The organism is Pseudomonas sp. LAMO17WK12:I5 (assembly GCF_900215165.1).
GTDB lineage: Bacteria > Pseudomonadota > Gammaproteobacteria > Pseudomonadales > Pseudomonadaceae > Aquipseudomonas > Aquipseudomonas putida_A.
This window is the reverse complement of sequence record NZ_OBDS01000003.1, coordinates 104198-125277: the sequence shown is the minus strand read 5'-3', so window position 1 is coordinate 125277 and position 21080 is coordinate 104198. Positions and strand designations below refer to the sequence as shown.

The 21080-nt window shown below is 60.1% G+C and carries 20 protein-coding genes, 5 tRNA genes and 1 pseudogene; 9 read left to right on the top strand and 17 right to left on the bottom strand.

Features of this window, described 5'->3' with window-relative positions; genetic code table 11:
• Positions 1-59 precede the first annotated feature (59 nt).
• The 9 genes from CRO59_RS06000 to gltX form a co-directional block, all read right to left on the bottom strand.
• Positions 60-1019 (bottom strand): tRNA-dihydrouridine synthase, encoded by a 960-nt coding sequence (locus tag CRO59_RS06000; RefSeq protein ID WP_027611526.1) that lies wholly within the window; start codon positions 1017-1019, stop codon positions 60-62.
• Between the two features lie 168 nt (positions 1020-1187).
• Complete coding sequence (locus CRO59_RS05995; protein WP_097088660.1) at positions 1188-1625, bottom strand: thioesterase family protein; 438 nt, start codon at positions 1623-1625, stop codon at positions 1188-1190.
• A 46-nt stretch (positions 1626-1671) separates the two neighbouring features.
• Positions 1672-2505, bottom strand: coding sequence for an alpha/beta fold hydrolase (locus CRO59_RS05990; RefSeq protein WP_097088658.1), 834 nt, complete (start codon positions 2503-2505; stop codon positions 1672-1674).
• A gap of 30 nt (positions 2506-2535) precedes the next feature.
• Positions 2536-3075, bottom strand: coding sequence for a TetR/AcrR family transcriptional regulator (locus tag CRO59_RS05985; protein WP_007969225.1), 540 nt, complete (start codon positions 3073-3075; stop codon positions 2536-2538).
• A 180-nt stretch (positions 3076-3255) separates the two neighbouring features.
• Positions 3256-3331 (bottom strand) — tRNA-Glu (locus tag CRO59_RS05980).
• Between the two features lie 81 nt (positions 3332-3412).
• A tRNA-Ala gene (locus CRO59_RS05975) sits at positions 3413-3488 on the bottom strand.
• 53 nt (positions 3489-3541) lie between these two features.
• Positions 3542-3617, bottom strand: a tRNA-Glu gene (locus CRO59_RS05970).
• A gap of 79 nt (positions 3618-3696) precedes the next feature.
• Positions 3697-3772, bottom strand: a tRNA-Ala gene (locus tag CRO59_RS05965).
• 203 nt (positions 3773-3975) lie between these two features.
• Positions 3976-5457 (bottom strand): glutamate--tRNA ligase, encoded by a 1482-nt coding sequence (gltX, locus tag CRO59_RS05960; RefSeq protein ID WP_097088657.1) that lies wholly within the window; start codon positions 5455-5457, stop codon positions 3976-3978.
• Between the two features lie 229 nt (positions 5458-5686).
• Here gltX and CRO59_RS05955 point away from each other — a divergent pair, with 229 nt between their 5' ends.
• Together CRO59_RS05955 and CRO59_RS05950 are read left to right on the top strand one after the other, a co-directional pair.
• Complete coding sequence (locus tag CRO59_RS05955; protein WP_097088655.1) at positions 5687-6736, top strand: HlyD family secretion protein; 1050 nt, start codon at positions 5687-5689, stop codon at positions 6734-6736.
• A 49-nt stretch (positions 6737-6785) separates the two neighbouring features.
• Entirely contained in the window at positions 6786-8276 is a 1491-nt protein-coding gene (locus CRO59_RS05950; RefSeq protein ID WP_177408969.1) for an MDR family MFS transporter, read from the top strand.
• A 114-nt stretch (positions 8277-8390) separates the two neighbouring features.
• Here the strand turns inward: CRO59_RS05950 and uvrB are convergent, their stop codons facing one another.
• Positions 8391-10406 carry an excinuclease ABC subunit UvrB gene (uvrB, locus tag CRO59_RS05945; protein WP_007969222.1) on the bottom strand — a complete coding sequence of 672 codons (2016 nt, stop codon included), beginning with the start codon at positions 10404-10406 and terminating at the stop codon, positions 8391-8393.
• A 337-nt stretch (positions 10407-10743) separates the two neighbouring features.
• Here uvrB and CRO59_RS05940 point away from each other — a divergent pair, with 337 nt between their 5' ends.
• On the top strand, positions 10744-11940 hold the full coding sequence (locus CRO59_RS05940) for an amino acid aminotransferase (RefSeq protein WP_027611521.1): 1197 nt from the start codon (positions 10744-10746) through the stop codon (positions 11938-11940).
• Positions 11941-12160: 220 nt separating this feature from the next.
• Positions 12161-12361, top strand: coding sequence for a hypothetical protein (locus CRO59_RS05935; RefSeq protein ID WP_097088650.1), 201 nt, complete (start codon positions 12161-12163; stop codon positions 12359-12361).
• Here CRO59_RS05935 and CRO59_RS05930 read toward each other — a convergent pair.
• The gene (locus tag CRO59_RS05930) at positions 12358-12588 is read right to left on the bottom strand and encodes a hypothetical protein (RefSeq protein ID WP_003226459.1); all 231 of its coding nucleotides are present in this window, start codon (positions 12586-12588) and stop codon (positions 12358-12360) included. The genes CRO59_RS05935 and CRO59_RS05930 overlap by 4 nt on opposite strands.
• 228 nt (positions 12589-12816) lie before the next feature.
• Between CRO59_RS05930 and CRO59_RS05925 the strand changes: the two genes are divergently transcribed.
• Positions 12817-12892, top strand: a tRNA-Asn gene (locus CRO59_RS05925).
• Between the two features lie 186 nt (positions 12893-13078).
• Here CRO59_RS05925 and CRO59_RS05920 read toward each other — a convergent pair.
• Positions 13079-14602, bottom strand: coding sequence for a nucleobase:cation symporter-2 family protein (locus CRO59_RS05920; RefSeq protein ID WP_097088648.1), 1524 nt, complete (start codon positions 14600-14602; stop codon positions 13079-13081).
• Positions 14603-14855: 253 nt separating this feature from the next.
• On the opposite strand from CRO59_RS05920, the gene CRO59_RS05915 reads away from it, so the two are divergent.
• Both CRO59_RS05915 and CRO59_RS05910 read left to right on the top strand, forming a co-directional pair.
• A complete protein-coding gene (locus tag CRO59_RS05915) occupies positions 14856-15140 on the top strand; it encodes a BrnT family toxin (protein ID WP_097088646.1) in 285 nt (94 codons plus the stop codon).
• Positions 15141-15143: 3 nt separating this feature from the next.
• Positions 15144-15476 (top strand): BrnA antitoxin family protein, encoded by a 333-nt coding sequence (locus tag CRO59_RS05910; protein ID WP_097088644.1) that lies wholly within the window; start codon positions 15144-15146, stop codon positions 15474-15476.
• 2 nt (positions 15477-15478) lie between these two features.
• Here CRO59_RS05910 and CRO59_RS05905 read toward each other — a convergent pair whose 3' ends face one another.
• Positions 15479-16306, bottom strand: a complete 828-nt coding sequence (locus CRO59_RS05905) for an arylamine N-acetyltransferase (RefSeq protein WP_097088642.1) — start codon at positions 16304-16306, stop codon at positions 15479-15481.
• A gap of 100 nt (positions 16307-16406) precedes the next feature.
• Positions 16407-17201, bottom strand: a complete 795-nt coding sequence (gene xth, locus CRO59_RS05900) for an exodeoxyribonuclease III (RefSeq protein WP_097088640.1) — start codon at positions 17199-17201, stop codon at positions 16407-16409.
• Between the two features lie 127 nt (positions 17202-17328).
• Here xth and CRO59_RS05895 point away from each other — a divergent pair, with 127 nt between their 5' ends.
• Together CRO59_RS05895 and CRO59_RS05890 are read left to right on the top strand one after the other, a co-directional pair.
• Positions 17329-17913 (top strand): GNAT family N-acetyltransferase, encoded by a 585-nt coding sequence (locus tag CRO59_RS05895; protein ID WP_097088638.1) that lies wholly within the window; start codon positions 17329-17331, stop codon positions 17911-17913.
• Positions 17914-18003: 90 nt separating this feature from the next.
• On the top strand, positions 18004-18303 hold the full coding sequence (locus tag CRO59_RS05890) for a hypothetical protein (RefSeq protein WP_097088636.1): 300 nt from the start codon (positions 18004-18006) through the stop codon (positions 18301-18303).
• Positions 18304-18395: 92 nt separating this feature from the next.
• Here CRO59_RS05890 and CRO59_RS05885 read toward each other — a convergent pair whose 3' ends face one another.
• The 3 genes and pseudogenes from CRO59_RS05885 to CRO59_RS05870 form a co-directional block, all read right to left on the bottom strand.
• Positions 18396-19964, bottom strand: coding sequence for a sensor domain-containing diguanylate cyclase (locus CRO59_RS05885; RefSeq protein ID WP_097088634.1), 1569 nt, complete (start codon positions 19962-19964; stop codon positions 18396-18398).
• A 236-nt stretch (positions 19965-20200) separates the two neighbouring features.
• Positions 20201-20725 carry a hypothetical protein gene (locus CRO59_RS05880; RefSeq protein ID WP_097088632.1) on the bottom strand — a complete coding sequence of 175 codons (525 nt, stop codon included), beginning with the start codon at positions 20723-20725 and terminating at the stop codon, positions 20201-20203.
• Between the two features lie 148 nt (positions 20726-20873).
• A pseudogene (locus tag CRO59_RS05870) lies at positions 20874-20984 on the bottom strand (PAAR domain-containing protein); the annotation flags it as partial.
• Positions 20985-21080 lie beyond the last annotated feature (96 nt).

Genomic DNA, 21080 nt, shown 5'->3' with positions numbered 1-21080 from the left:
GCGTAACCCTTAGATAGGGACCGCCAAAATGATTTCAAGAGAGTATTTGCAGATTTTTTTCAGGCTGCGGCGGCGACCGGCAAACCCAGCAAACGCGAGACTTGATCCGGTTCTGTCTCGCGACGCAGCACGGTAAACAGCTCGGTGGCCTCGGGATAATTGCGCGTCAGCATCGCCAGCCATTGCTTCAAGCGACCCGGCGATTGCCGTGCGGTCATCTGCGCCTTGGCTTGCAGCCAGAAGTCCTGAATCAGCGGCAGCAGCTCGGCCCAGCTCATCTCGACCACTTCTTCACCGGCGCGCGCGGCAGCGATCTGCCGGGCCAGATCCGGGCGCGATACCAGACCGCGTCCGAGCATGATGTCTTCGACGCCGCTGATCTCGCGGCAACGACGCCAGTCCTCGACGCTCCAGATATCACCATTGGCGAACACCGGCACCTTGACCACGTCCTGCACCCGCGGAATCCACTCCCAATGCGCTGGCGGCTTGTAGCCATCAACCTTGGTCCGGGCATGCACCACGATGTGCTCGGCGCCGCCCTCGGCCAGCGCCGTGGCGCAGACCAGCGAACCGTCCGGGCTGTCGAAACCGAGGCGCATTTTCGCGGTGACCGGGATATGTGCCGGCACGGCGCGACGCACGTGTTCGACGATGCTGTTGAGCAGCTCCGGCTCCTTGAGCAGCACCGCCCCGCCCCGGGACTTGTTGACGGTTTTGGCCGGGCAGCCGAAGTTCAGGTCGATCACTTCCGAGCCGAGCTCGCAGGCCAGCGCCGCGTTTTCCGCCAGGCACACCGGATCGGAACCCAACAATTGCACGCGCAACGGCACACCGGAACGGGTGCGGGCGCCGTTGAGCAGCTCCGGGCCGAACTTGTGGAAGTAGGCCGGGGTGAGCAACTGATCGTTGATCCGAATGAATTCGGTCACGCACCAGTCGATGCCGCCAACGCGGGTCAGCACGTCGCGCAGGATGTCGTCGACCAACCCCTCCATGGGCGCCAGGGCAATTTGCATGGGGAAAACACTACTCAGGAAGAAAAAACGTGCGGCAGTTTACTGGATTAAGCCGGTTAAACCCACGACCACCTGTAGGAGCTGCCGCAGGCTGCGATCTTTTGATTGTGATCCTTAAAAATCAAAGTCAAAAGATCGCAGCCTGCGGCAGCTCCTACAGGGATCGGGTCAGGCCAGGGACAGGATCGCCGGGCCGTAGCCCTCGATAAACTCTGCCGGCATGCGCTTGGGCTTGCCGCTGGACAGTTCGATGCAGACGAAAGTGGTCTGGGCGCGCAGCAGGGTGGCGTTGTCGCTGGGGCGGATCAGCTGGAAGTGCCGGGTCATTTTCAGGCGCTGATCCCAATCGACGATCCAGGTCGCCAGTTGCAGTTCGTCGCCTTCGTAGGCCGCCGCCAGATAATCGATTTCGTGACGCACCACGGCCATCGCCCGATCCAGGCGCCGGTATTCGACCAGATCCAGCCCCAGACGCTGCGAGTGGCGCCAGGCGCAGCGTTCGAGCCAGGTCACGTACACCGCGTTGTTCGCGTGACCCAGCCCGTCGATGTCCTCGGCGCCTACTTGCAGATCAATGGTGAACGGCGTTGCCCGATCCCAGCCCATGCCCCACTCCCGGTCAGATGATTCAACCGGGGCAGTGTAACGGATGTCAGGCCGATTGCAGCGCCTGAAGGCTGCGCCCCGCCAACAGTGATAACACTCCATCAACCACCCGAGGGTCGGCCAGCACCCGCTGGTGGCCGCCGCTTTCCAGGCGCAGCAGGCGACTGTCGAACCACGATTCGTGGATCAATTGCGATTCCTTGACCGAGACAAAGGTGTCGTCCTCGGCATGCACGATCAGGCCCGGCATATCCAGTTGATAGTGCGCGACATCGAGGGTCGCGGCGCGCATGCCGACGTCCTGCTCGACCTGGCGGATGAACGCCGAGCGCGCCCGCGGTGGCATGCCGACGTAGCGGGCAAAACCGCGCAGCACGCCGAGAATTCGTGCAGGGGCTGCAATACTGACCAGGGTTTCGGTGCGCAGGCCCAGTTGCACCGCGAGCATGGCACTGGCGCCGCCCATGGAGTGGCCGATGACGGCTTGAAGAGGAGGCAATTCGGCGGCCGCTTCGAGCATGGCGCGGGCGAACAGTACGACGTTGGCTTCACGCCCCGGCGAACGACCATGGGCCGGGCCATCGAGGGCAACGACGGTGTAACCGGCCTCAACCAGCGCCGTGATCAACGCCGCAAACTGGGTGGGCCGCCCTTCCCAACCGTGCATCAACAGCACCGCCGGCCCCTGCCCCCAACGCAGCGCCGACAGGCCGAAGCGCAGCGTGATGCGTTCGGCACTCGCCAGCAGCGGCAGCTCCCAATCACGCAGCGGCAACGTGCGCGGCGTCATGAACGCCTGACGCATTTTGCTTGCTACTCGTTGCGGTGCAATCCAGCCCAAGGTGCCATTAACGCCACGAACCCACTTCAACGTGTTCATCGCTTTCTCCTCAGGCGTGTTGCCTTCAGGTCAACGCACCGCCGACTTGGCAGCGCGCAGCAATCGATCGGATAAATCGCCCGGGCCCAGCGCACGTGCCAGCGCCAGACCACCCACCATCAACGCCACATCAGCCAATGCTTTGTCGGTGTCCTCGGGGCTGGACGCCAACTGCGCAATCATCAGTTCCAAGTGTTCGTTCAGCGCGATGCGGAAGGATTCCGGCAGACGCCCCAGTTCGCCGATGGAAGCCGGAATCGGGCACGCGGCATCGCTGGAATCACGGTGCTTGCGTGACAGATAGAACGCAGCGACCAAGGCGCGACGCTCTTCGCCGGTCAGCTCGGAGTCCATGTCGGCAATCAGGTCGCGTCGACGGCTGAGCAGTTGCTTGAACGCCTCAAGCATCATCGCGTCCTTGCTTTCGAAGTGCGCATAGAAACCACCGACGGTCAGGCCGGCGGCGCCCATCACTTCGCCCACGCTTGGATCCGCCGGGCCACGCTGCATCAGCGCGGCGCTGGCCGCCTTGAGGATGCGTTCGCGGGTTTGAGCTTTTTTATCGTTCATCGTTGCCTCCGAATATTACGACTAGAATATTATTCGCATAATAATATTCCGCAAGTCGAGGATATGACCGCTGGTCTGAAGCACAGTGTAAGGAAAAGGAGAGTTGGCCAAACGCCAGACAAACAAAAGGGCCATTCAATAATTGAATGACCCTTATAAATCCCGCAGAGCGGGTAATCGTGGCGTCCCCTAGGGGACTCGAACCCCTGTTACCGCCGTGAAAGGGCGGTGTCCTAGGCCACTAGACGAAGGGGACACAAACCCTTCTATACAGCTGATCAGTGCTGAGATCTGATCTGATTCAAGGCCGGTGTGGCCAGACCTTGAACTGTAAAATTGGTGGAGCTAAGCGGGATCGAACCGCTGACCTCCTGCATGCCATGCAGGCGCTCTCCCAGCTGAGCTATAGCCCCGGATTTTTCGCCTCGCGGCGGAGCGACATCTTGCAACATCGCTTCTGTAAAACTGGCGTCCCCTAGGGGACTCGAACCCCTGTTACCGCCGTGAAAGGGCGGTGTCCTAGGCCACTAGACGAAGGGGACGCAAACCCTTCTATACAACTGATCAACGCTGAGTGTTGATCGCTTCGGAGCCGGTGTGGCCAGGCTTCGAAGTGTAAATTGGTGGAGCTAGACGGGATCGAACCGTCGACCTCTTGCATGCCATGCAAGCGCTCTCCCAGCTGAGCTATAGCCCCTCATCGTTGATGTCATCGCTGAGTACGGGGCGAATCTTAAGGGCGTATCGAAAGCCTGTCAAACTTATTTTTGAAAAATTTCAAAGTTTTTTGTCGGCATAACAATCACTTACCGCCCTCCCCCCGAAAATCCGGGGGAAAAACGCCGAAGGCCGGAATCAAACGATCCCGGCCTTCGGCGGTAACCGCAGAGTCAGACGTGCTTAAGCAATCGCGCCCAGCAGCTTTTCCCACTCTTTGTTTTCTTTCTTCGACACGCCACCCAGCAGGTCAATCGCCTGGCGCAGACGGAAACGGGTCAGATCCGGGCCGAGGATTTCCATCGCATCGAGCACCGATACCGAACTGGCCTGCCCGGTAATCGCGGCAAACATCAACGGCATCGCGTCACGCAGCTTCAGCTCAAGAGATTCGACCACCGCCTGAATCGTCGCGGTAATGCTGTCCTTCTCCCACTGACGCAGGCTTTCCAGCTTCCACAGGATCAATTGCATCAACTGACGCACCTGATCACCGGAAAGCTTTTTCGATTCGAACAGCTTGGCATCCGGGTTCACGCCACCGGCAAAGAAGAAGCCGCCCAGCGGTGCAACCTGGCTGAAGGTTTCCACGCGCCCCTGCACCAGCGGTGCGATCTTCATCATGTACTCGGAATTGAACGCCCACTTCTGCACGCGTGCGGCGAACTCTTCCACCGGCAGGTCACGCAGCCACTGGCCGTTGAGCCACGACAGTTTCTCGATGTCGAAGATCGGCCCGCCGAGGGACACACGCTTGAGGTCGAAGTTGTCGACCATTTCCTGCAGCGAGAACTTCTCGCGTTCGTCGGGCATCGACCAGCCCATGCGACCGAGGTAGTTGAGCATCGCTTCGGGCATGAAGCCCATGCGCTCGTAGAAGGTCACCGAGGTCGGGTTCTTGCGCTTGGACAGCTTGCTCTTGTCCGGGTTACGCAGCAGCGGCATGTAGCACAGCTCCGGTTGTTCCCAGCCGAAATATTCGTAAAGCAGAATCAGTTTCGGCGCCGATGGCAGCCATTCTTCGCCGCGCAGCACGTGGGTGATGCCCATCAGGTGGTCGTCGACCACGTTGGCGAGGAAGTACGTCGGCAGGCCGTCGGTCTTCATCAGCACTTGCATGTCCATGCGATCCCACGGGATCTCGACATCGCCACGCAGCATGTCCGGCACCACGCAGACGCCTTCGGTCGGCACTTTCATGCGGATCACGTGCGGTTCGCCGGCGGCCAGACGGGCGGCGACTTCTTCCTTCGACAGCAGCAGCGCGCGGCCGTCGTAGCGCGGGGTCTCGCCGCGCGCCATTTGTTCGGCGCGCATCTCATCCAGTTCTTCAGCGGTGCAGAAGCATGGGAACGCATGGCCCATGTCGACCAGTTGCTGGCAATACTTCTGATAGATATCGCCACGCTCGCTCTGCCGGTACGGGCCGTGCGGGCCGCCAACGTCCGGGCCTTCGCTCCAGTCGATCCCCAGCCAGCGCAGGGCGTCGAAGATCTGCTGTTCGGACTCGCGGGTCGAACGCAACTGGTCGGTGTCTTCGATGCGCAGGATGAACTCACCGCCATGCTGCTTGGCAAAGCAGTAGTTGAACAATGCGATGTAAGCGGTACCTACGTGGGGATCCCCGGTAGGCGATGGCGCGATGCGAGTGCGGACGGTGGTCATGGCATGTCTCGAAAAGAATGAAAAGCAAAACAATCAAGCGGCGAATGGTAACAGGCGACACCCGCCCCGCTCCAGCGGGCAGGGCATTTAAGCCAAGTTTGCGTCTGTAACGCCCATAGACCGTGGTGACGGGCCGAATATCAGCCATCGGCATTTACCGTTTATCGGCGGTATGCCAGATTCAGCCGCAGATAACTTTCCTTACAATTCCTCGACTACAGTTTGCCTCATGCCTGCCCAACTCAAGCGTCGCCTGTTTATTTTCCTGCTCCTGGTGCTGTTGATTGCCGGGGGCTTCTTCGCCTATTGGTTTTTCAAGGGGCGCTCTTATGAAAGCACCGATAACGCCTATGTCCAGGGCGAGATCACCCGCGTTTCCAGCCAATTGAGCGCACGCATCGACGAAGTGCTGGTGCAGGACAACCAGCATGTGGAAAAAGGCCAGTTGCTGGTGCGCCTCGAACCCAATGATTTCCGCCTGGCCGTTGACCGCGCCAATGCCGCCCTCGCCACCCGCGAAGCCGAGCGTTTGCAGGCACAAAGCAAATTGACTCAGCAATCGAGCCTGATCGCCGCCAGTGACGCGCAAGTGGCGACCACCCAGGCCACGCTTGGCCGCTCGCAGATGGACTTATCGCGTGCTGAAACCCTGCGCAAACCCGGTTACGTTTCCGAGGAGCGGGTGACCACCCTCTCCGCTGACGCCCATATCGCCCGCTCACAGGTAGCCAAGGCCCAAGCAGATGCACAGAGCCAGCGCCAGCAGGTCAACGCACTGACGGCCGAGATCAAACGCCTCGACGCGCAGATTGCCAACGCCCGTGCAGACATCGCCCAGGCCGAACTCAACCTGACTCGCAGCGAAATCCACGCGCCGATCAGCGGCCTGGTCGGCCAGCGCGCCGCACGCAATGGCCAAGTGGTGCAGGCCGGCGCGTATCTGCTGTCGATCGTCCCGGACGAAGACATCTGGGTGCAGGCCAACTTCAAGGAAACCCAGATCGGCCACATGCAGCCCGGACAGAAAGCCGAGCTGACCTTCGATGCCTACAGCGACACGCCGATCGACGCGCGGGTCGACAGCCTGTTCGCCGCCTCGGGCGCACAGTTCAGCCTGCTGCCGCCGGATAACGCCACCGGCAACTTCACCAAAGTCGTGCAGCGGATTCCGGTAAAACTCACCTTCAAGGCCGACAACCCGCTGCATGGCAAGATCCGCCCGGGCATGTCGGTCACCGCCACCGTGAACATCAAAGACGCTCCAGACAATGGCCGGTGATTCGCTGATCCGCCCCGTTGGCGAACCGACGCGGCGGGACTGGATTGCGGTGATGAGCGTGATGCTTGGCGCGTTCATGGCAGTGCTCGACATTCAGATCACCAACTCCTCGCTCAAAGACATTCAAGGCGCGCTGTCGGCGACGCTGGAAGAAGGCTCGTGGATTTCCACCTCGTATCTGGTCGCGGAAATCATCATGATTCCGCTGACCGCGTGGCTGGTGCAGTTGCTCTCGGCGCGACGCCTGGCGGTGTGGGTGTCGCTGGGTTTTCTGATTTCGTCCTTGCTGTGTTCGATGGCCTGGAGCCTCGAAAGCATGATCGTCTTTCGCGCCATGCAGGGCTTCACCGGCGGCGCGCTGATCCCGCTGGCGTTCACCCTGACCCTGATCAAACTCCCCGAACACCACCGCGCCAAAGGCATGGCGATGTTCGCCATGACCGCGACCTTCGCCCCCTCCATCGGCCCAACCCTTGGCGGCTGGCTCACGGAAAACTGGGGCTGGGAATACATCTTCTACATCAACATTCCTCCGGGGCTGATCATGATCGCCGGGCTGATGTACGGGCTGGAGAAGAAGGAAGCGCACTGGGAAGTGCTGAAAAGCACCGACTACACCGGAATTCTCACGCTGGGTGTCGGCCTCGGCTGCCTGCAAGTCTTTCTCGAAGAAGGCCACCGCAAGGACTGGCTGGAATCGAACCTGATCGTGACCCTGGGCAGCATTGCCCTGCTGAGCCTGATCACCTTCGTCATCGTGCAGATCTCCAAACCCAATCCGCTGATCAACCTCGGCATCCTGCGCAATCGCAACTTCGGTTTGTCGAGCATTTCCAGCCTGGGCATGGGCGTCGGTTTATACGGCTCGATCTATCTGCTGCCGCTGTACCTGGCGCAGATCCAGAATTACAACGCCCTGCAAATCGGCGAAGTGATCATGTGGATGGGCGTGCCGCAGCTGTTCCTGATTCCGCTGGTGCCGAAGCTGATGAAGTTCGTTTCGCCGAAATGGCTGTGCACCCTGGGCTTCGGGCTGTTCGGGCTGGCGAGTTTTTCGTCGGGGGTGCTCAACCCGGATTTCGCCGGGCCGCAGTTCAATCAGATCCAGATCATCCGCGCGCTGGGTCAGCCGCTGATCATGGTCACCATTTCGCTGATCGCTACGGCGTACATCCTGCCGCAGGACGCGGGGTCGGCATCGAGCCTGTTCAACATCCTGCGCAACCTCGGCGGCGCGATCGGCATCGCCCTGCTCGCCACGCTATTGGATGCACGCACCAAAACCTACTTCGATTATTTGCGTGAAGCCGTTGTGCCGACCAATCCGCAAGTGGCCGAGCGGCTGGCGTCGATGACAGACCGGTTTGGCAGTGACACGGCGGCGCTCGGCAAGTTGAGTGAGATCGTGCATCAGCAGGCGCTGATCATGGCCTACAACGACGCGTTTCATTTTGTCGGGATTGCGTTGGGGATCAGCATGCTGGCGATTTTGCTGACCAGAAAATTGCCGCAAGGGCTGAAGGCTGGGGAGTCTCATTAAGACCGCGTTGCCGCCATTCGCGAGCAGGCTCGCTCCCACAGGGGATTTGTGAACGACACAGATCCAATGTGGGAGCGAGCCTGCTCGCGAAGAGGCCCGGTCAGGCGATGAAGCTCAGACAGCCAAAAGCCGCTCGCGCAGTTTGGCAATCTCATCGCGCATCTGCGCCGCCGCTTCGAACTCAAGATCCCGCGCCAACTGGTACATCTTCTCTTCCAGCGCGCGAATGCGTTTGGTGATTTCGCTCGGCGAGCGCAGTTCGGCTTCGTACTTGGCATTTTCTTCGGCAGCCTTGGCCATGCCCTTGCGCTTCTTGCTGCGCGAGCCGGGCACGGTGGCGCCTTCCATGATGTCGGCGACGTCCTTGAACACCCCCTTCGGGGTGATGCCGTTTTCCAGATTGAAGGCGATCTGCTTGTCGCGACGACGCTCGGTTTCGCCAATCGCCCGTTCCATCGAGCCGGTGATGCGGTCGGCGTAGAGAATCGCCCGGCCGTTGAGGTTCCGCGCCGCCCGGCCGATGGTCTGGATCAGCGAGCGCTCGGAACGCAAGAAGCCCTCCTTGTCCGCATCGAGAATCGCCACCAGCGACACCTCCGGCATGTCCAGACCTTCACGCAGCAGGTTGATCCCCACCAGCACATCGAAGGTGCCCAGACGCAGGTCGCGGATGATCTCGACCCGTTCGACGGTGTCGATGTCCGAGTGCAAGTAACGCACGCGCACGCCGTGGTCGGCGAGGTAATCGGTGAGGTCTTCGGCCATGCGTTTGGTCAGCGTGGTGACCAGCACCCGCTCCTCGACCGCCACGCGCTTGGTGATTTCCGAGAGCAAATCGTCGACCTGAGTCAGCGCCGGACGCACTTCAACCTGCGGGTCGACCAGACCGGTCGGACGCACCACTTGTTCGACCACGCGCCCGGCATGCTCGGCCTCGTAGTTGCCCGGAGTTGCCGAGACAAAAATCGTCTGCGGGCTGACCCCTTCCCACTCGTCAAAGCGCATCGGCCGGTTGTCCAGTGCCGACGGCAAGCGGAAGCCGTATTCGACCAGGGTTTCTTTACGCGAACGGTCACCCTTATACATCGCGCCGACTTGCGGCACGCTGACGTGAGACTCGTCGATCACCAGCAAGGCGTCGGCCGGCAGATAGTCATACAGCGTCGGCGGCGCGGCACCGGCCGGACGTCCGGACAGGTAGCGCGAGTAGTTTTCGATGCCGTTGCAGTAACCCAGTTCGAGGATCATTTCCAAGTCGAAACGGGTGCGCTGTTCGAGGCGCTGGGCCTCGACCAGTTTGTTGTTGCTGCGCAGGTATTCGAGACGTTCCTGCAATTCGACTTTGATGTGTTCGATGGCGTCGAGCAGAGTCTCGCGCGGCGTCACGTAGTGACTCTTCGGATAGAAGGTGAAGCGCGGCATCTTGCGGATGACTTCGCCGGTGAGCGGGTCGAACGCGGAGATGCTCTCGACCTCGTCATCGAACAGTTCGATGCGGATCGCTTCCAGATCGGATTCCGCCGGATAGATATCGATCACGTCGCCGCGCACGCGGAAAGTCGCGCGGGCAAAATCCATGTCGTTGCGGGTGTACTGCAGGTCGGCCAGACGCCGCAGCAAAGCACGCTGATCGAGTTTGTCGCCGCGATCGACGTGCAGCACCATCTTCAAATAGGTTTCCGGGCTACCGAGACCGTAGATGCACGAGACCGTGGTAACGATGATCGCGTCCTTGCGTTCGAGCAACGCCTTGGTCGCGGACAGACGCATCTGCTCAATGTGGTCATTGATCGACGCATCCTTCTCGATGAAGGTGTCGGACGACGGCACATAGGCTTCGGGCTGGTAGTAGTCGTAGTAGGAAACGAAATACTCGACCGCGTTGTTCGGGAAGAACGCCTTGAACTCACCATACAGCTGCGCGGCGAGGGTCTTGTTCGGCGCCAGCACCAGCGTCGGGCGCTGTACCTGCGAGATGACATTGGCGATGCTGAAGGTCTTGCCCGAGCCGGTCACACCGAGCAGCGTCTGGTGCGCCAGCCCGGCTTCGATACCCTCGACCAATTGGCGGATCGCTTCTGGTTGATCGCCGGCGGGCTCGAAGCGGGTGACTAGCTGGAATTCGGACATACACACCTCTGGGATCGCGGCTCGCGCAGAAAACAGCCGAGCCGCGGGGATGACCGCAAACGACCGTTGTCGCCCAAGGAAAAACGAAGATTGTGCTCAATGTGGAGCCGATTGCCTCGCCTTTCAAGGCAAACGTCCTACATCCGGTAAAGTCTCTGACAGAGTCAATCGACTAACGGTCAAGAAATAATCGGAAAAACTTGCTGGAAAAGCTGAATCGCCTGTCGCCATTGCTCAGTGATGGCCTCTATACTAGCTCCCCGTTTGTGCACCGCTCTAGTGCATTCGGCTGGAGCGCGACACGTCCCTCCACTCTCCATTCAGAGCCGCCGTAATAATGAGCCTGTTCTCCGCTGTCGAAATGGCACCCCGCGATCCAATCCTGGGCCTCAACGAAGCATTCAACGCCGATACCCGGACCACCAAGGTCAACCTGGGTGTAGGTGTTTACTGCAACGAAGAGGGGCGAATTCCCCTGCTGCGCGCGGTGATCGAAGCCGAAACCATTCGCGCTGCTCAGCACGCCTCCCGTGGCTACCTGCCGATCGACGGCATCGCGGCCTACGACCAGGCGGTGCAAAAGCTGCTGTTCGGTAACGACTCGCCGCTGATCGCTGCCGGTCGCATCGTCACCACTCAGGCTGTCGGCGGTACGGGCGCGCTGAAAATCGGTGCCGACTTCCTCAAGCAACTGCTGCCGAACGCCGTTGTGGCGATCAGCGACCCGAGCTGGGAAAACCACCGCGCGCTGTTCGAAACCGCTGGCTTCCCGGTGCAGAACTACCGTTACTACGACGCCGCCACCCACGACGTGAACCGTGCCGGCATGCTCGACGACCTCAACGCCCTGCCGAACGGCTCGATCGTTGTGCTGCACGCCTGCTGCCACAACCCGACCGGCGTCGATCTGACCCCGGCCGACTGGAAAAACGTGCTGGACGTGGTCAAGGCCAAAGGTCACGTACCGTTCCTCGACATGGCTTACCAGGGTTTCGGCGACGGCATCGACGAAGACGCCGCGGCTGTTCGACTGTTCGCTGAATCGGGCCTGACTTTCTTCGTATCGAGCTCGTTCTCCAAGTCGTTCTCGCTGTACGGCGAGCGCGTTGGCGCCCTGTCGATCGTCAGCGAATCGAAAGAGGAAAGCGCGCGCGTGCTGTCGCAGGTCAAGCGTGTGATCCGTACCAACTACTCCAACCCGCCGACCCACGGTGCCAGCATCGTCGCCGCCGTGTTGAACAGCCCGGAACTGCGCGCCCAGTGGGAAGCGGAACTGGCAGAAATGCGCCTGCGCATTCGCGGCATGCGCGAGCAGATGGTCGCCCTGCTGGCCGAAAAAGCCCCGCAGCGTGACTTCAGCTTCGTCGGCCGTCAGCGCGGCATGTTCTCCTACTCCGGCCTGACCACCGAACAGGTGCATCGCCTGCGCAACGAGTTCGGCATCTACGCCCTGGACACCGGCCGCATCTGCGTCGCGGCACTGAACCAGAGCAACATCAAAGCGGTCACGGATGCGATCGTTCAGGTCATCTGATTTCGCCTGGCAATGAAAAACGGGAAGCCTTGGGGCTTCCCGTTTTTTATTTGTCCGAAGGAATCCAACATTCCCTCTAAACTGCACACAAATCTGAATTGTGGGAGCGAGCCCGCTCGCGAATGCGGTGGGTCAGGCGCCATTGTTGGTGGCTGACAGCATTCGCGAGCAGGCTCGCTCCCACAGGTTTCGTACATCCAGGAATTTTGTGAGAACCCAAATGAAAAACGACAACCTGCGCGCTGACCGAGACGACCTGGATGACTTCATCCCCCGCACCCCGGCCAAACGCGACAAAAGCCTGGTGCTGCAAGTCGCAGCGGGCGTCTTCCTCGGCGGCCTGGCCCTGTGGCTGGTGCAACTGGCCGCCACCGCCGCTTACGCCAAACTGATGCTCGGTACGATCACCTTCGGCGGTTAGGCGAGCTCCGTCGCCCGTTGACTGGCCGCATCGTCATACGCGACGTAGAGCGATTCGGCGATCTGGCTCTTGATCGCCTTGGTGCTTTCCAGACCGAGCACGAACCCTTCGGCCTTGCCGCCAGCACGGTTCAGCTCTTCAGCGGTGCTGGCCTGGGTGATCGCGTCGAAGAGTTTCTCGGCGTGCGGGCCAACGCCCTTGGGCAGACTGATTTGCGTGACGCTCATACGAGCACCTCGCGTGAAAGGGAAACAACAACGGTTCGAGTCATGGCGCGTACCTTTTCGGCGAATGGCCGGCAGCGCGTGTCACCACTTCCGGGCAACCATGGTAGACCTGTGAGGCGGTTCTGGTAACCGCCAATCGCTGACAAAACACCGTCCGTCCTGCCTAACGCAGAAAATTTACACCCGACGCTTGACTTCTCTTTTTGAATCAGTAACATACGCACCAATTCCGCAATAGCTCAGTTGGTAGAGCAAATGACTGTTAATCATTGGGTCCCTGGTTCGAGTCCAGGTTGTGGAGCCAAATAGCAAAGCCCCTGAATCGCAAGATTCAGGGGCTTTTTTGTGGGCGCTCGAAAAGTCAAAAGATCGCAACCTGCTGCAGCTCCGATCCCCTGTAGGAGCTGCCGCAGGCTGCGATCTTTTGCTCTTCAAACCAAAAAGGCCGATCTGTCTCACAACAGATCGGCCTCTTTCATCCATTCAGCGCTCAAACATGCTCGCTGCTCTTCATCTGGGTCTTCGGCGCACCATGCCCATGATCGTGTTCATCAGGCTCGATCACCGGCACTTCCTTGCCATCGCAATCGTGCAGCTTGCCGTCGCTGAAGTAATCGCCTTCACGCAGCGCCGCCAGGTCGCGATAACGCAGGGTGCGCTCTTCTGCGGCGGCAAACACCGACTGTTGGTCAGAGTTGCCGGCGGTAAAGTGGTTGAAGGTCAGATTCAGCACAATCGCCATGATCGCCGACGAGCTGATGCCCGAGTGGAAAATGGTCGCGAACCAGCTCGGGAAATGATCGTAGAAGTTCGGCGCGGCAATCGGGATCATGCCGAAGCCGATCGAGGTGGCGACGATGATCAGGTTGACGTTGTTGCGGTAATCAACCTTCGACAGTGTGCGAATCCCGCTCGCCGCCACCGTACCGAACAGCACGATACCGGCGCCGCCCAGCACCGAAGTCGGCACTGCAGCGATCACCCGGCCCATGAACGGTAGCAGCCCGAGAATCACCAGGAAGATGCCCCCGGTAGCCACCACATAACGGCTCTTGATCCCGGTCACCGCCACCAGCCCGACGTTCTGCGCGAAGGCGCTCTGGGTGAACGAACCGAAGATCGGCGCAAACATGCTCGACAGCATGTCCGCGCGCAGACCGTTGCCCAGGCGTTTGGAGTCGACCTTGGTGCCGATGATCTCACCGACCGCCAGAATGTCCGCCGAGGTTTCCACCAGGGTCACCATGACCACGATGCACATCGACAGGATCGCGGCGAAGTGGAAGGTCGGCATGCCGAAGTGGAACGGCGTCGGGAAGCCGAACATCGGCCCTTGGGTTACACCGGAGAAATCCGCCATGCCGAGGAACACCGCCAGAATCGTGCCGATCACCATGGCCAACAGGATCGACAGACGTGAGATGGTCGAGCTGCCGACCTTGCTCAGCAGCAACACCAGCACCAGCGTCACCGCCGCCAGACCGATGTTCTGCATGCTGCCGAAGTCCGGCGCGTGGCTATTGCCACCCATGGCCCAGCGCGCGGCCACCGGCATCAGCGTCAGGCCGATGGTGGTGATCACGATACCGGTGACCAGTGGAGGGAAAAACTTGGTGATTCGCGAGAACACCGGGGTGATCAGCAAGCCGATCAACGACGCGGCAATCACCGCGCCCAGCACCGACTGGAAGCCGCCCTCCCCGCCACTGCTGACGATGGCGACCATGGTCGCCACACCGGAGAACGACACGCCCTGCACCAGCGGCAACTGACAGCCAAAAAACGGTAGACCCAGGGTTTGCAGCAGTGTCGCCAGCCCCCCCGCAAACAATGAAGCAGCAATCAACAAACCAATGTCCGCCGGCGACAGCCCGGCCGCCTGGCCGATGATCAGTGGCACCGCAACGATACCGCCGTACATGGTCAGAACATGTTGCAGGCCGTAAGCCATATTCGCGCCGACCCCGAGATTTTCGTCCTCGGGCCGTTGGTGTGAAACATGGGGCGTTTTCATGTGGGGGGTTCCCTGGTTTTTGTTATGCGCACACTGTATTCAATACTCGGGACAAATGTCCATAGAGTTGTATACAACTTATCAGTCACATAATGGATAGGTAGCCACCCAAGCTTCTATCTCGCCACCTCCATCTCCCACAAATCCGGCAACACATCCCCTCCTGCCCCCGGTTCTTATCGCACTAGGCTGAATTATTCATGGCGACCAGCGGTGCACCGGCGCTCTTTTTTATACATATAAAGTATGCATAATGAAGTCATTCGAAATTCAGTACGACAAAAGCAAGAACGCAGCCAACAAACTCAAGCACAGGGGCGTCAGCCTTGCCGAGACCGAGCCGGTCTTTCATGACGAACGCGCGCTGACGATCGAGAACAACGATCATGACGAACAGCGCTGGATCACCCTCGGTCTCGATGGCAAAGGACGTTTGCTGGTGGTTGCGTACAGTTATCGCGAAGCCAACGTCGTACGAATCATTTCTGCACGTGTCGCCACACCGAGCGAACGTTGCGCTTATTTTCAGGAGGCTTGAACGATGAAAGACGAATACGACTTCTCGCAGGGCAAACGCGGTGCCTTGGCGTCCACCAAGGGCAAGACCCGCATCACCATCATGCTCGATGACGCCGTCATCGAAGCCGCCCGTAGCGTGGCGGAAAACGAAGGGTTCGGTTATCAGACGGTGATCAACAACACTCTGCGCCATACCCTGCTGGAGGCTGGCAGCAAAACGCAGGACGTCGAGCCGCACCACTCCGGGCAATTCAAGAAAGGCATCACCGCCGCCGACCTCAAGAGTCTGGAAAAAAAGCTGTCGGCGGCGGTCGGGGAAATCCGCCGGGTACTGGAACCGGAGGCCAAGCCCTGAGATCAGGCCGGTACGAGCATCCGCGCCAGCGACTGGCGCACATGCGGCTGGTCAGGCACGCGCAGGCCGAATTCCTGCTCCAGCACTTCAAGCAGTTCATCGACATCCGCCACCTCGCGTCGCTCGCTGGCGGCGCCCATATGATGAATCGCGAAACTGCCGTTGTTCAGGGTCCGGCGCCAGCCATCGCCGGTGCGCGCAACCATCAACCGCTGAGCAAACGGTGATTCGGGATGGGTCGAGACGTACCAGTTGCCGAGGGTGTAATCGATGTCTTCCTGGCGTTGCAGATCAAACAGGTACATCGCGCGCCATTCGCCGGCGACATTGGCGCGCAGCATGTAACCATCGGCCTGTTTCTCGATGCGATAGGACTCGTGCGGCGTCGCCTGTTCAGCCTCGGTATCGAGCAGCAGCGGCGCGGTCGGCACCATACCACCGAAGCCGACATCGGTGATGTAACGCTCGCCGTCGATGATCACCAGGCTCAAGCGATGCGTACGGGCCGTCCAGGCGCCCTCGGGTTGCGCCAGCACCACGCGCCCGGAGATGCCACGGGCCTCGAAGCCCAACTCCTGCAGCAACGCCAGAAACAGATTGTTCAGTTCGTAGCAGTAACCACCCCGGCCACCGTGGAGAACTTTTTGTTCGACCGACGCCAGATCAATCAGCACCGGCGCGCCAGTGATCGTCGACAGGTTCTCGAAGGGAAAGACGCCGGTATGCCGCAACTGCAACTGCCGCAGGGTTTCCAGGGTCGGTGCCGGTGGAGCGTCGAACCCCAGGTGTTGCAGGTACAACGTCGGATTCGCCAGACGTGGCTCGCTCATTGCTCAGTCCTTTTGCATGTGGCCGCGCATTGCTGCGCCGATGGCCGACATGTATACGGGATCGCCCCCGGACTCCGACAATTGATTTCGCCAATCAGCGCTACCGACGCTTGCGCGAACCGATGCGAATCCAGGTCGGCGCATGGTCGCTGGCGTGCGGTTCGTTGCGCACCCAGGCGTCGACGCCGGCCTCGTGCAGATACGGGCTGAGTGCCGGGTTGAGCAGCAGATGATCGATGCGCAGACCGGAGTTGGTTTGCCAATGCTGGCGGAAGTAATCCCAGAAGGTGTAGAGGCGATCGTCGGGATACAGATGGCGCAGCGAATCAGTCCAGCCTTGATCAAGCAGCCGCTGATAACACTCGCGGCTTTCGGGTTGCAGCAGCGCATCCTTGAGCCAGGAGCGGGTGTTGTAGATGTCCATGTCAGTGGGTACCACGTTGTAATCGCCGGCAAGCACCACCGGATGATCGCTGCTTTGCAAATCCTTGGCGTAGCGGATCAAGCGTTCGAACCAGGCCAGTTTGTAGTCGAACTTCGGCCCCGGCTGCGGATTGCCATTGGGCAGGTACAGGCAGCCGACCAACACACCGTGCACCGCCGCCTCCAGATAACGGCTGTGCTTGTCCTCGGGATCGCCCGGCAGACCGCGGCGACTCTCCAGCGGCTGCGCATCGCGAGCGAGAATCGCCACGCCGTTCCACGACGCCTGCCCGTGCCAGATCGCGCCGTACCCCGCTGCCTCCAGTTCGGCGGCGGGGAATGCACTGTCGACCAACTTGAGTTCCTGCAGACAAGCGATGTCCGGTTGCTCGCGCTTGAGCCACGCCAGCAGGTTCGGCAAGCGTGCGCGCAGGCCGTTGACGTTGAACGTGGCGATCCGCAGGTTTTTCATCGTCCAGGCTCCGGCGAACAAGGTGTGAAATTTGTGACCCTTTGCTAAAGGCGGTGGTTGCATCGGATCAACCGGCTGCGGCGTAATAGGCGCTCGTCACTGCCCCAAACTGCCGAGACTCGCCTCCATGCTCACCACGCTGCAAGGCCCGCGCATCCTCCTGCGTCCACTTCAGTACAGCGACGCCGACGCCCTGCTCCGCGCTGCCGCCGACGGCGAACTGTGGAACCTCACCGTCACTGTGGTGCCGTCGGCGAGCACCATCGACAGCTATCTGAAAAAAGCCCTCGACGGCCGTGATGCCGGCACGGTCATGCCGTTTGTGATCGTGTTGAAGGATAGCGGCGAAGTGATCGGCTCGACCCGGTTCTGGAAGATCGACCCGCTCAATCGCAAACTGGAAATCGGCAGCAGCTGGATCTCGGCACGCTGGCAGAAATCCTTCGTCAACACGGAAGCTAAATACCTGATGTTGCGTCACGCTTTCGAGGTGCTCGACTGCGTGCGAGTGCAGTTCACCACCGACGAGAACAACCAGAAGTCGCGCAACGCGATTCTGCGCCTCGGTGCGCAACAGGAAGGCATCGTGCGCCACGAGCGGATCATGCCCGACGGCCGCAAGCGTAACTCGGTGCGTTTCAGCATCATCGATGACGAGTGGCCGCAGGTGCGGCAGGTGCTGGAGCAGAAACTGGCTGAGGATCGAGGCTGAGGCTCGACAACCGCTCGTCAGCCAATCGGCACCAACAGTTGCGGCCGTCAGACCAAAGTCAGGTAACCGAACCTTTTTGGGAGACGTACCATGACAACGCGCAAACTGACTTCCCTGTTGCTCGCCGGGCTGCTGGCCACCGCCTCGGTCGGCGCCTTTGCCGCCAATGACGGGGCGGATGCCTCCGGCACCAAATCCGGTGCTACAAGCGGCACCAACATGCCACCCAACAGCACCCCCGGCGCTCCGAAAAACGGTGACAGTACCGATGGCGCCAGCAAGGGTACCGGCACCAACAGTGGCACCATGGGTTCTGGATCGGGAGCGGGGGGCGGCACCGGTTCGGCCGGCGGCGGAACTGGCGGTGCCGGCGGTGGCACAGGCAGCTGAACGAATAAGCGTGACCGCTGGTGATCCGGCATGAAGGCATGAATCTGTGGCGCTGGAATCCGATTCCTCGCCACAGATCAAGCGCGGAGGCTTTAGCGATCCGACCGCATCAACTCGGCAACACCCTCCTCCAGCGACAACACCGCCGCGCGATTGCGCCCGGCATTTTTTGCCTGATACAGCGCCGCATCAGCACGCTGGATGAACACTTCGAGGCTGTCATTGCCGCTCGGAATAAATGAGTAGCAGCCCAAGCTGACCGTCAGGTAACCGGTGGGCGAGCCGCTGTGAGTAATGCGTTTATCCATCACGCTGCGGCGAATCTGCCCGGCAATCGCCAGCACACCGTTGATGTCGGTATCCGGCAGCAACACCGCGAACTCTTCGCCACCGTAACGCACCGCCAGGTCAGACTTGCGTTGAGAGCAATGCTTCAACACCTGGGCCACCTGAGTCAGGCAGTGATCCCCTGCCACGTGCCCGTAGGCATCGTTGTAGCGCTTGAAGAAATCGATATCGAGCATGATCAAGCCGACTGGACTCGACTGCCGTGCACCGCGAGCAAATTCGATCTCCAGCGATTGCTCGAACAGGCGCCGATTCGCCAGCCCCGTCAGGCTGTCGTGGGTCGCGATCTGCTCCAGTGTGCGCTGTGCCTTGCGCAGGTTTTTCTCGATTCGCTCGCCGTCGCGCACCTGATGAATGAACACCCAGCCGAACAGGCCGACGCCAAGAATCACCAGCGCCACAATCACGCTGGACTGAAAGGCCCGCTCATACCAACCCTTGAGAATCGTGTCGCGCGAAGAGGCGGACGCTACCACCAGCGGATAAGCCGCCAACTGGCGGTAGCCGTACAAGCGCACCACGCCGTCGACCACCGACTTGATCATCGCAGTGCCGGCCGGGGCTTCGGGCAGCAGCTTCTGGTAGATCCTGCCTTGCGCCAGCGACGAGCCGATCAGGCCTTCGTCGAACGGTCGCCGCGCCAGCAACGTGCCGTCCTTGAGTCCGAGAAACATGATGCCGTTGTCATCGAGGCTGAAGCTTTTGAAGAACCGGTCGAAGTACGCCATCTTGATCCCGGCCATCAGCACGCCCTGGAAGTTGCCGGCGCGGTCGTTGATGCGTTTCGAGATCGGGATGATCCACTGGCCATTCTCGCGGCTGCGAATCGCCGGGCCGATGTGCGCCACGGTAGAAGCGTTTTGCTGGTGAAACCTGAAGTACTCGCGGTCAGCGATGCCATTGCCACGGGGCAGGTCCGGGAACGAGGTGATCACCCACTGGCCCTCGCGATCGAAGAGGAACATGCCGTGCAACTGCTCCAGTTGTTGCACCCGACGCGCGAAGGTTTTTTGCAGACGTGGTCGCTGCGCGGCGCCATAACCATCGTCCTCGACCCAATCAGCGAGACTGGTGAGCACCAAATCGGCGGCCAGAAACGTGTCTTCGGCCTGCTGCGCCATGGCTCGGGTCAGGTTGGTCGACGCGATCTGCGCGTTCGCCAGGTCCTGACGCCGTGTCTGCTCGAGTTGCAGATAAAGCAAGCCGGACAGGCACAGGCATACCGCAACGATGAACAGCGCTGCCGCCTTGCGCAGTGGCAGGCGTTTAAGCGTGCCGGGAGTCTGATGGGGGTCGTGAATGGGGATTGGCAAAAACGTGTCCTGGGCAGGTACGACAGGGGCCGCAGCCCGAAACCCTTACTTTTCATGAGCGTAGCCCAGCGGGGTGCGCACAGCAAACCCGCCCCGCCAACACACGCCTGCCCCGTTGTATCGGCGCGCAAGGGATTTGGATGATCTCCGCACGTCGATTTATTTTCAGTGGTGGTTTTGCGGGTGATCGCCCTCGCGTATCTGCGTAGGGCAATCGCGCAGTGCACCGATGACGGCTATCGGGGTTTGTTGATTTCCCGCAGCAAATCCGCGACCGGCAGGTTCATGGTGTTTGAGTAGTAGGGTTTGTAGCCGTACGCGGTGACGACGACTTTGCAGGGGATTTGTTGTTTGTTCGCGAGGAGTTGATTCAGTTCTGTTACTGAAAGATTTCTCTCAGAACTTCGGTTGCTGGAAGTTTCACTGAGGAATGCGCGAGTAAGGTAGGAAAACTTTCCCTTGTTGTTTTCATTTTTTTCCGATCGTATCAAACCGGATGCGGAGAACTGTATGGCTTTGCCTACTGAGAAATCATGATCATCCGCCAATGCGCAATGAAGCATGCCCGAAATCATCCCAACTCGCTCCCCGCGATCAAAAAGATCCAACACATCAACGTCCGACTGATACCGGATGATGTATAGCAGCGACTTTTCTCTTTCCACAGATTCGAAGTTCAGGTTTGCGGGAGGCTTTGTATGGTCTTTCGCACAACCTGAGCAAATAGCGAGCAAGCAACAAATGAGCACCCTGTACATCATGGAAAATCCTTCATGATTGAGTCAAAAAGCATATCGGCTGCCGATTTGCTCCCCGCGATACGGGCAGTAAACAACCCCAAAGCATTTGCATGATTTGTGTCTACATTGACGTTTAATGAAGGGCCAAAGGAGATAAGCCACTTTTCACCAATCCGTCGAAATTCACATTCGGCGAGCCACTGGCAATCGGATTGGTGCCATGTCCCGGGAGTGGGCAGGCGGTCGGATCGGTGACGCGGGCGGCGGGTTTTCCGCTCATGAACAGCTCCTTGCAGTGTGGCGGGTCATCCTTTTGGGGCGCGCAAGCATGCGTGAATTTTCCGGGTGCTTCAAACCTTCAGGCAAAAAAAAGGCG

Bases quoted from the DNA above. Each gene is read 5' to 3' on its own strand.
- CRO59_RS06000 (WP_027611526.1), bottom strand. From the start codon at position 1,019: ATGCAAATTGCCCTGGCGCCCATGGAGGGGTTGGTCGACGACATCCTG.
- CRO59_RS05995 (WP_097088660.1), bottom strand. From the start codon at position 1,625: ATGGGCTGGGATCGGGCAACGCCGTTCACCATTGATCTGCAAGTAGGC.
- CRO59_RS05990 (WP_097088658.1), bottom strand. From the start codon at position 2,505: ATGAACACGTTGAAGTGGGTTCGTGGCGTTAATGGCACCTTGGGCTGG.
- CRO59_RS05985 (WP_007969225.1), bottom strand. From the start codon at position 3,075: ATGAACGATAAAAAAGCTCAAACCCGCGAACGCATCCTCAAGGCGGCC.
- gltX (WP_097088657.1), bottom strand. From the start codon at position 5,457: ATGACCACCGTCCGCACTCGCATCGCGCCATCGCCTACCGGGGATCCC.
- CRO59_RS05955 (WP_097088655.1), top strand. From the start codon at position 5,687: ATGCCTGCCCAACTCAAGCGTCGCCTGTTTATTTTCCTGCTCCTGGTG.
- uvrB (WP_007969222.1), bottom strand. From the start codon at position 10,406: ATGTCCGAATTCCAGCTAGTCACCCGCTTCGAGCCCGCCGGCGATCAA.
- CRO59_RS05940 (WP_027611521.1), top strand. From the start codon at position 10,744: ATGAGCCTGTTCTCCGCTGTCGAAATGGCACCCCGCGATCCAATCCTG.
- CRO59_RS05935 (WP_097088650.1), top strand. From the start codon at position 12,161: ATGAAAAACGACAACCTGCGCGCTGACCGAGACGACCTGGATGACTTC.
- CRO59_RS05930 (WP_003226459.1), bottom strand. From the start codon at position 12,588: ATGAGCGTCACGCAAATCAGTCTGCCCAAGGGCGTTGGCCCGCACGCC.
- CRO59_RS05920 (WP_097088648.1), bottom strand. From the start codon at position 14,602: ATGAAAACGCCCCATGTTTCACACCAACGGCCCGAGGACGAAAATCTC.
- CRO59_RS05915 (WP_097088646.1), top strand. From the start codon at position 14,856: ATGAAGTCATTCGAAATTCAGTACGACAAAAGCAAGAACGCAGCCAAC.
- CRO59_RS05910 (WP_097088644.1), top strand. From the start codon at position 15,144: ATGAAAGACGAATACGACTTCTCGCAGGGCAAACGCGGTGCCTTGGCG.
- CRO59_RS05905 (WP_097088642.1), bottom strand. From the start codon at position 16,306: ATGAGCGAGCCACGTCTGGCGAATCCGACGTTGTACCTGCAACACCTG.
- xth (WP_097088640.1), bottom strand. From the start codon at position 17,201: ATGAAAAACCTGCGGATCGCCACGTTCAACGTCAACGGCCTGCGCGCA.
- CRO59_RS05895 (WP_097088638.1), top strand. From the start codon at position 17,329: ATGCTCACCACGCTGCAAGGCCCGCGCATCCTCCTGCGTCCACTTCAG.
- CRO59_RS05890 (WP_097088636.1), top strand. From the start codon at position 18,004: ATGACAACGCGCAAACTGACTTCCCTGTTGCTCGCCGGGCTGCTGGCC.
- CRO59_RS05880 (WP_097088632.1), bottom strand. From the start codon at position 20,725: ATGATGTACAGGGTGCTCATTTGTTGCTTGCTCGCTATTTGCTCAGGT.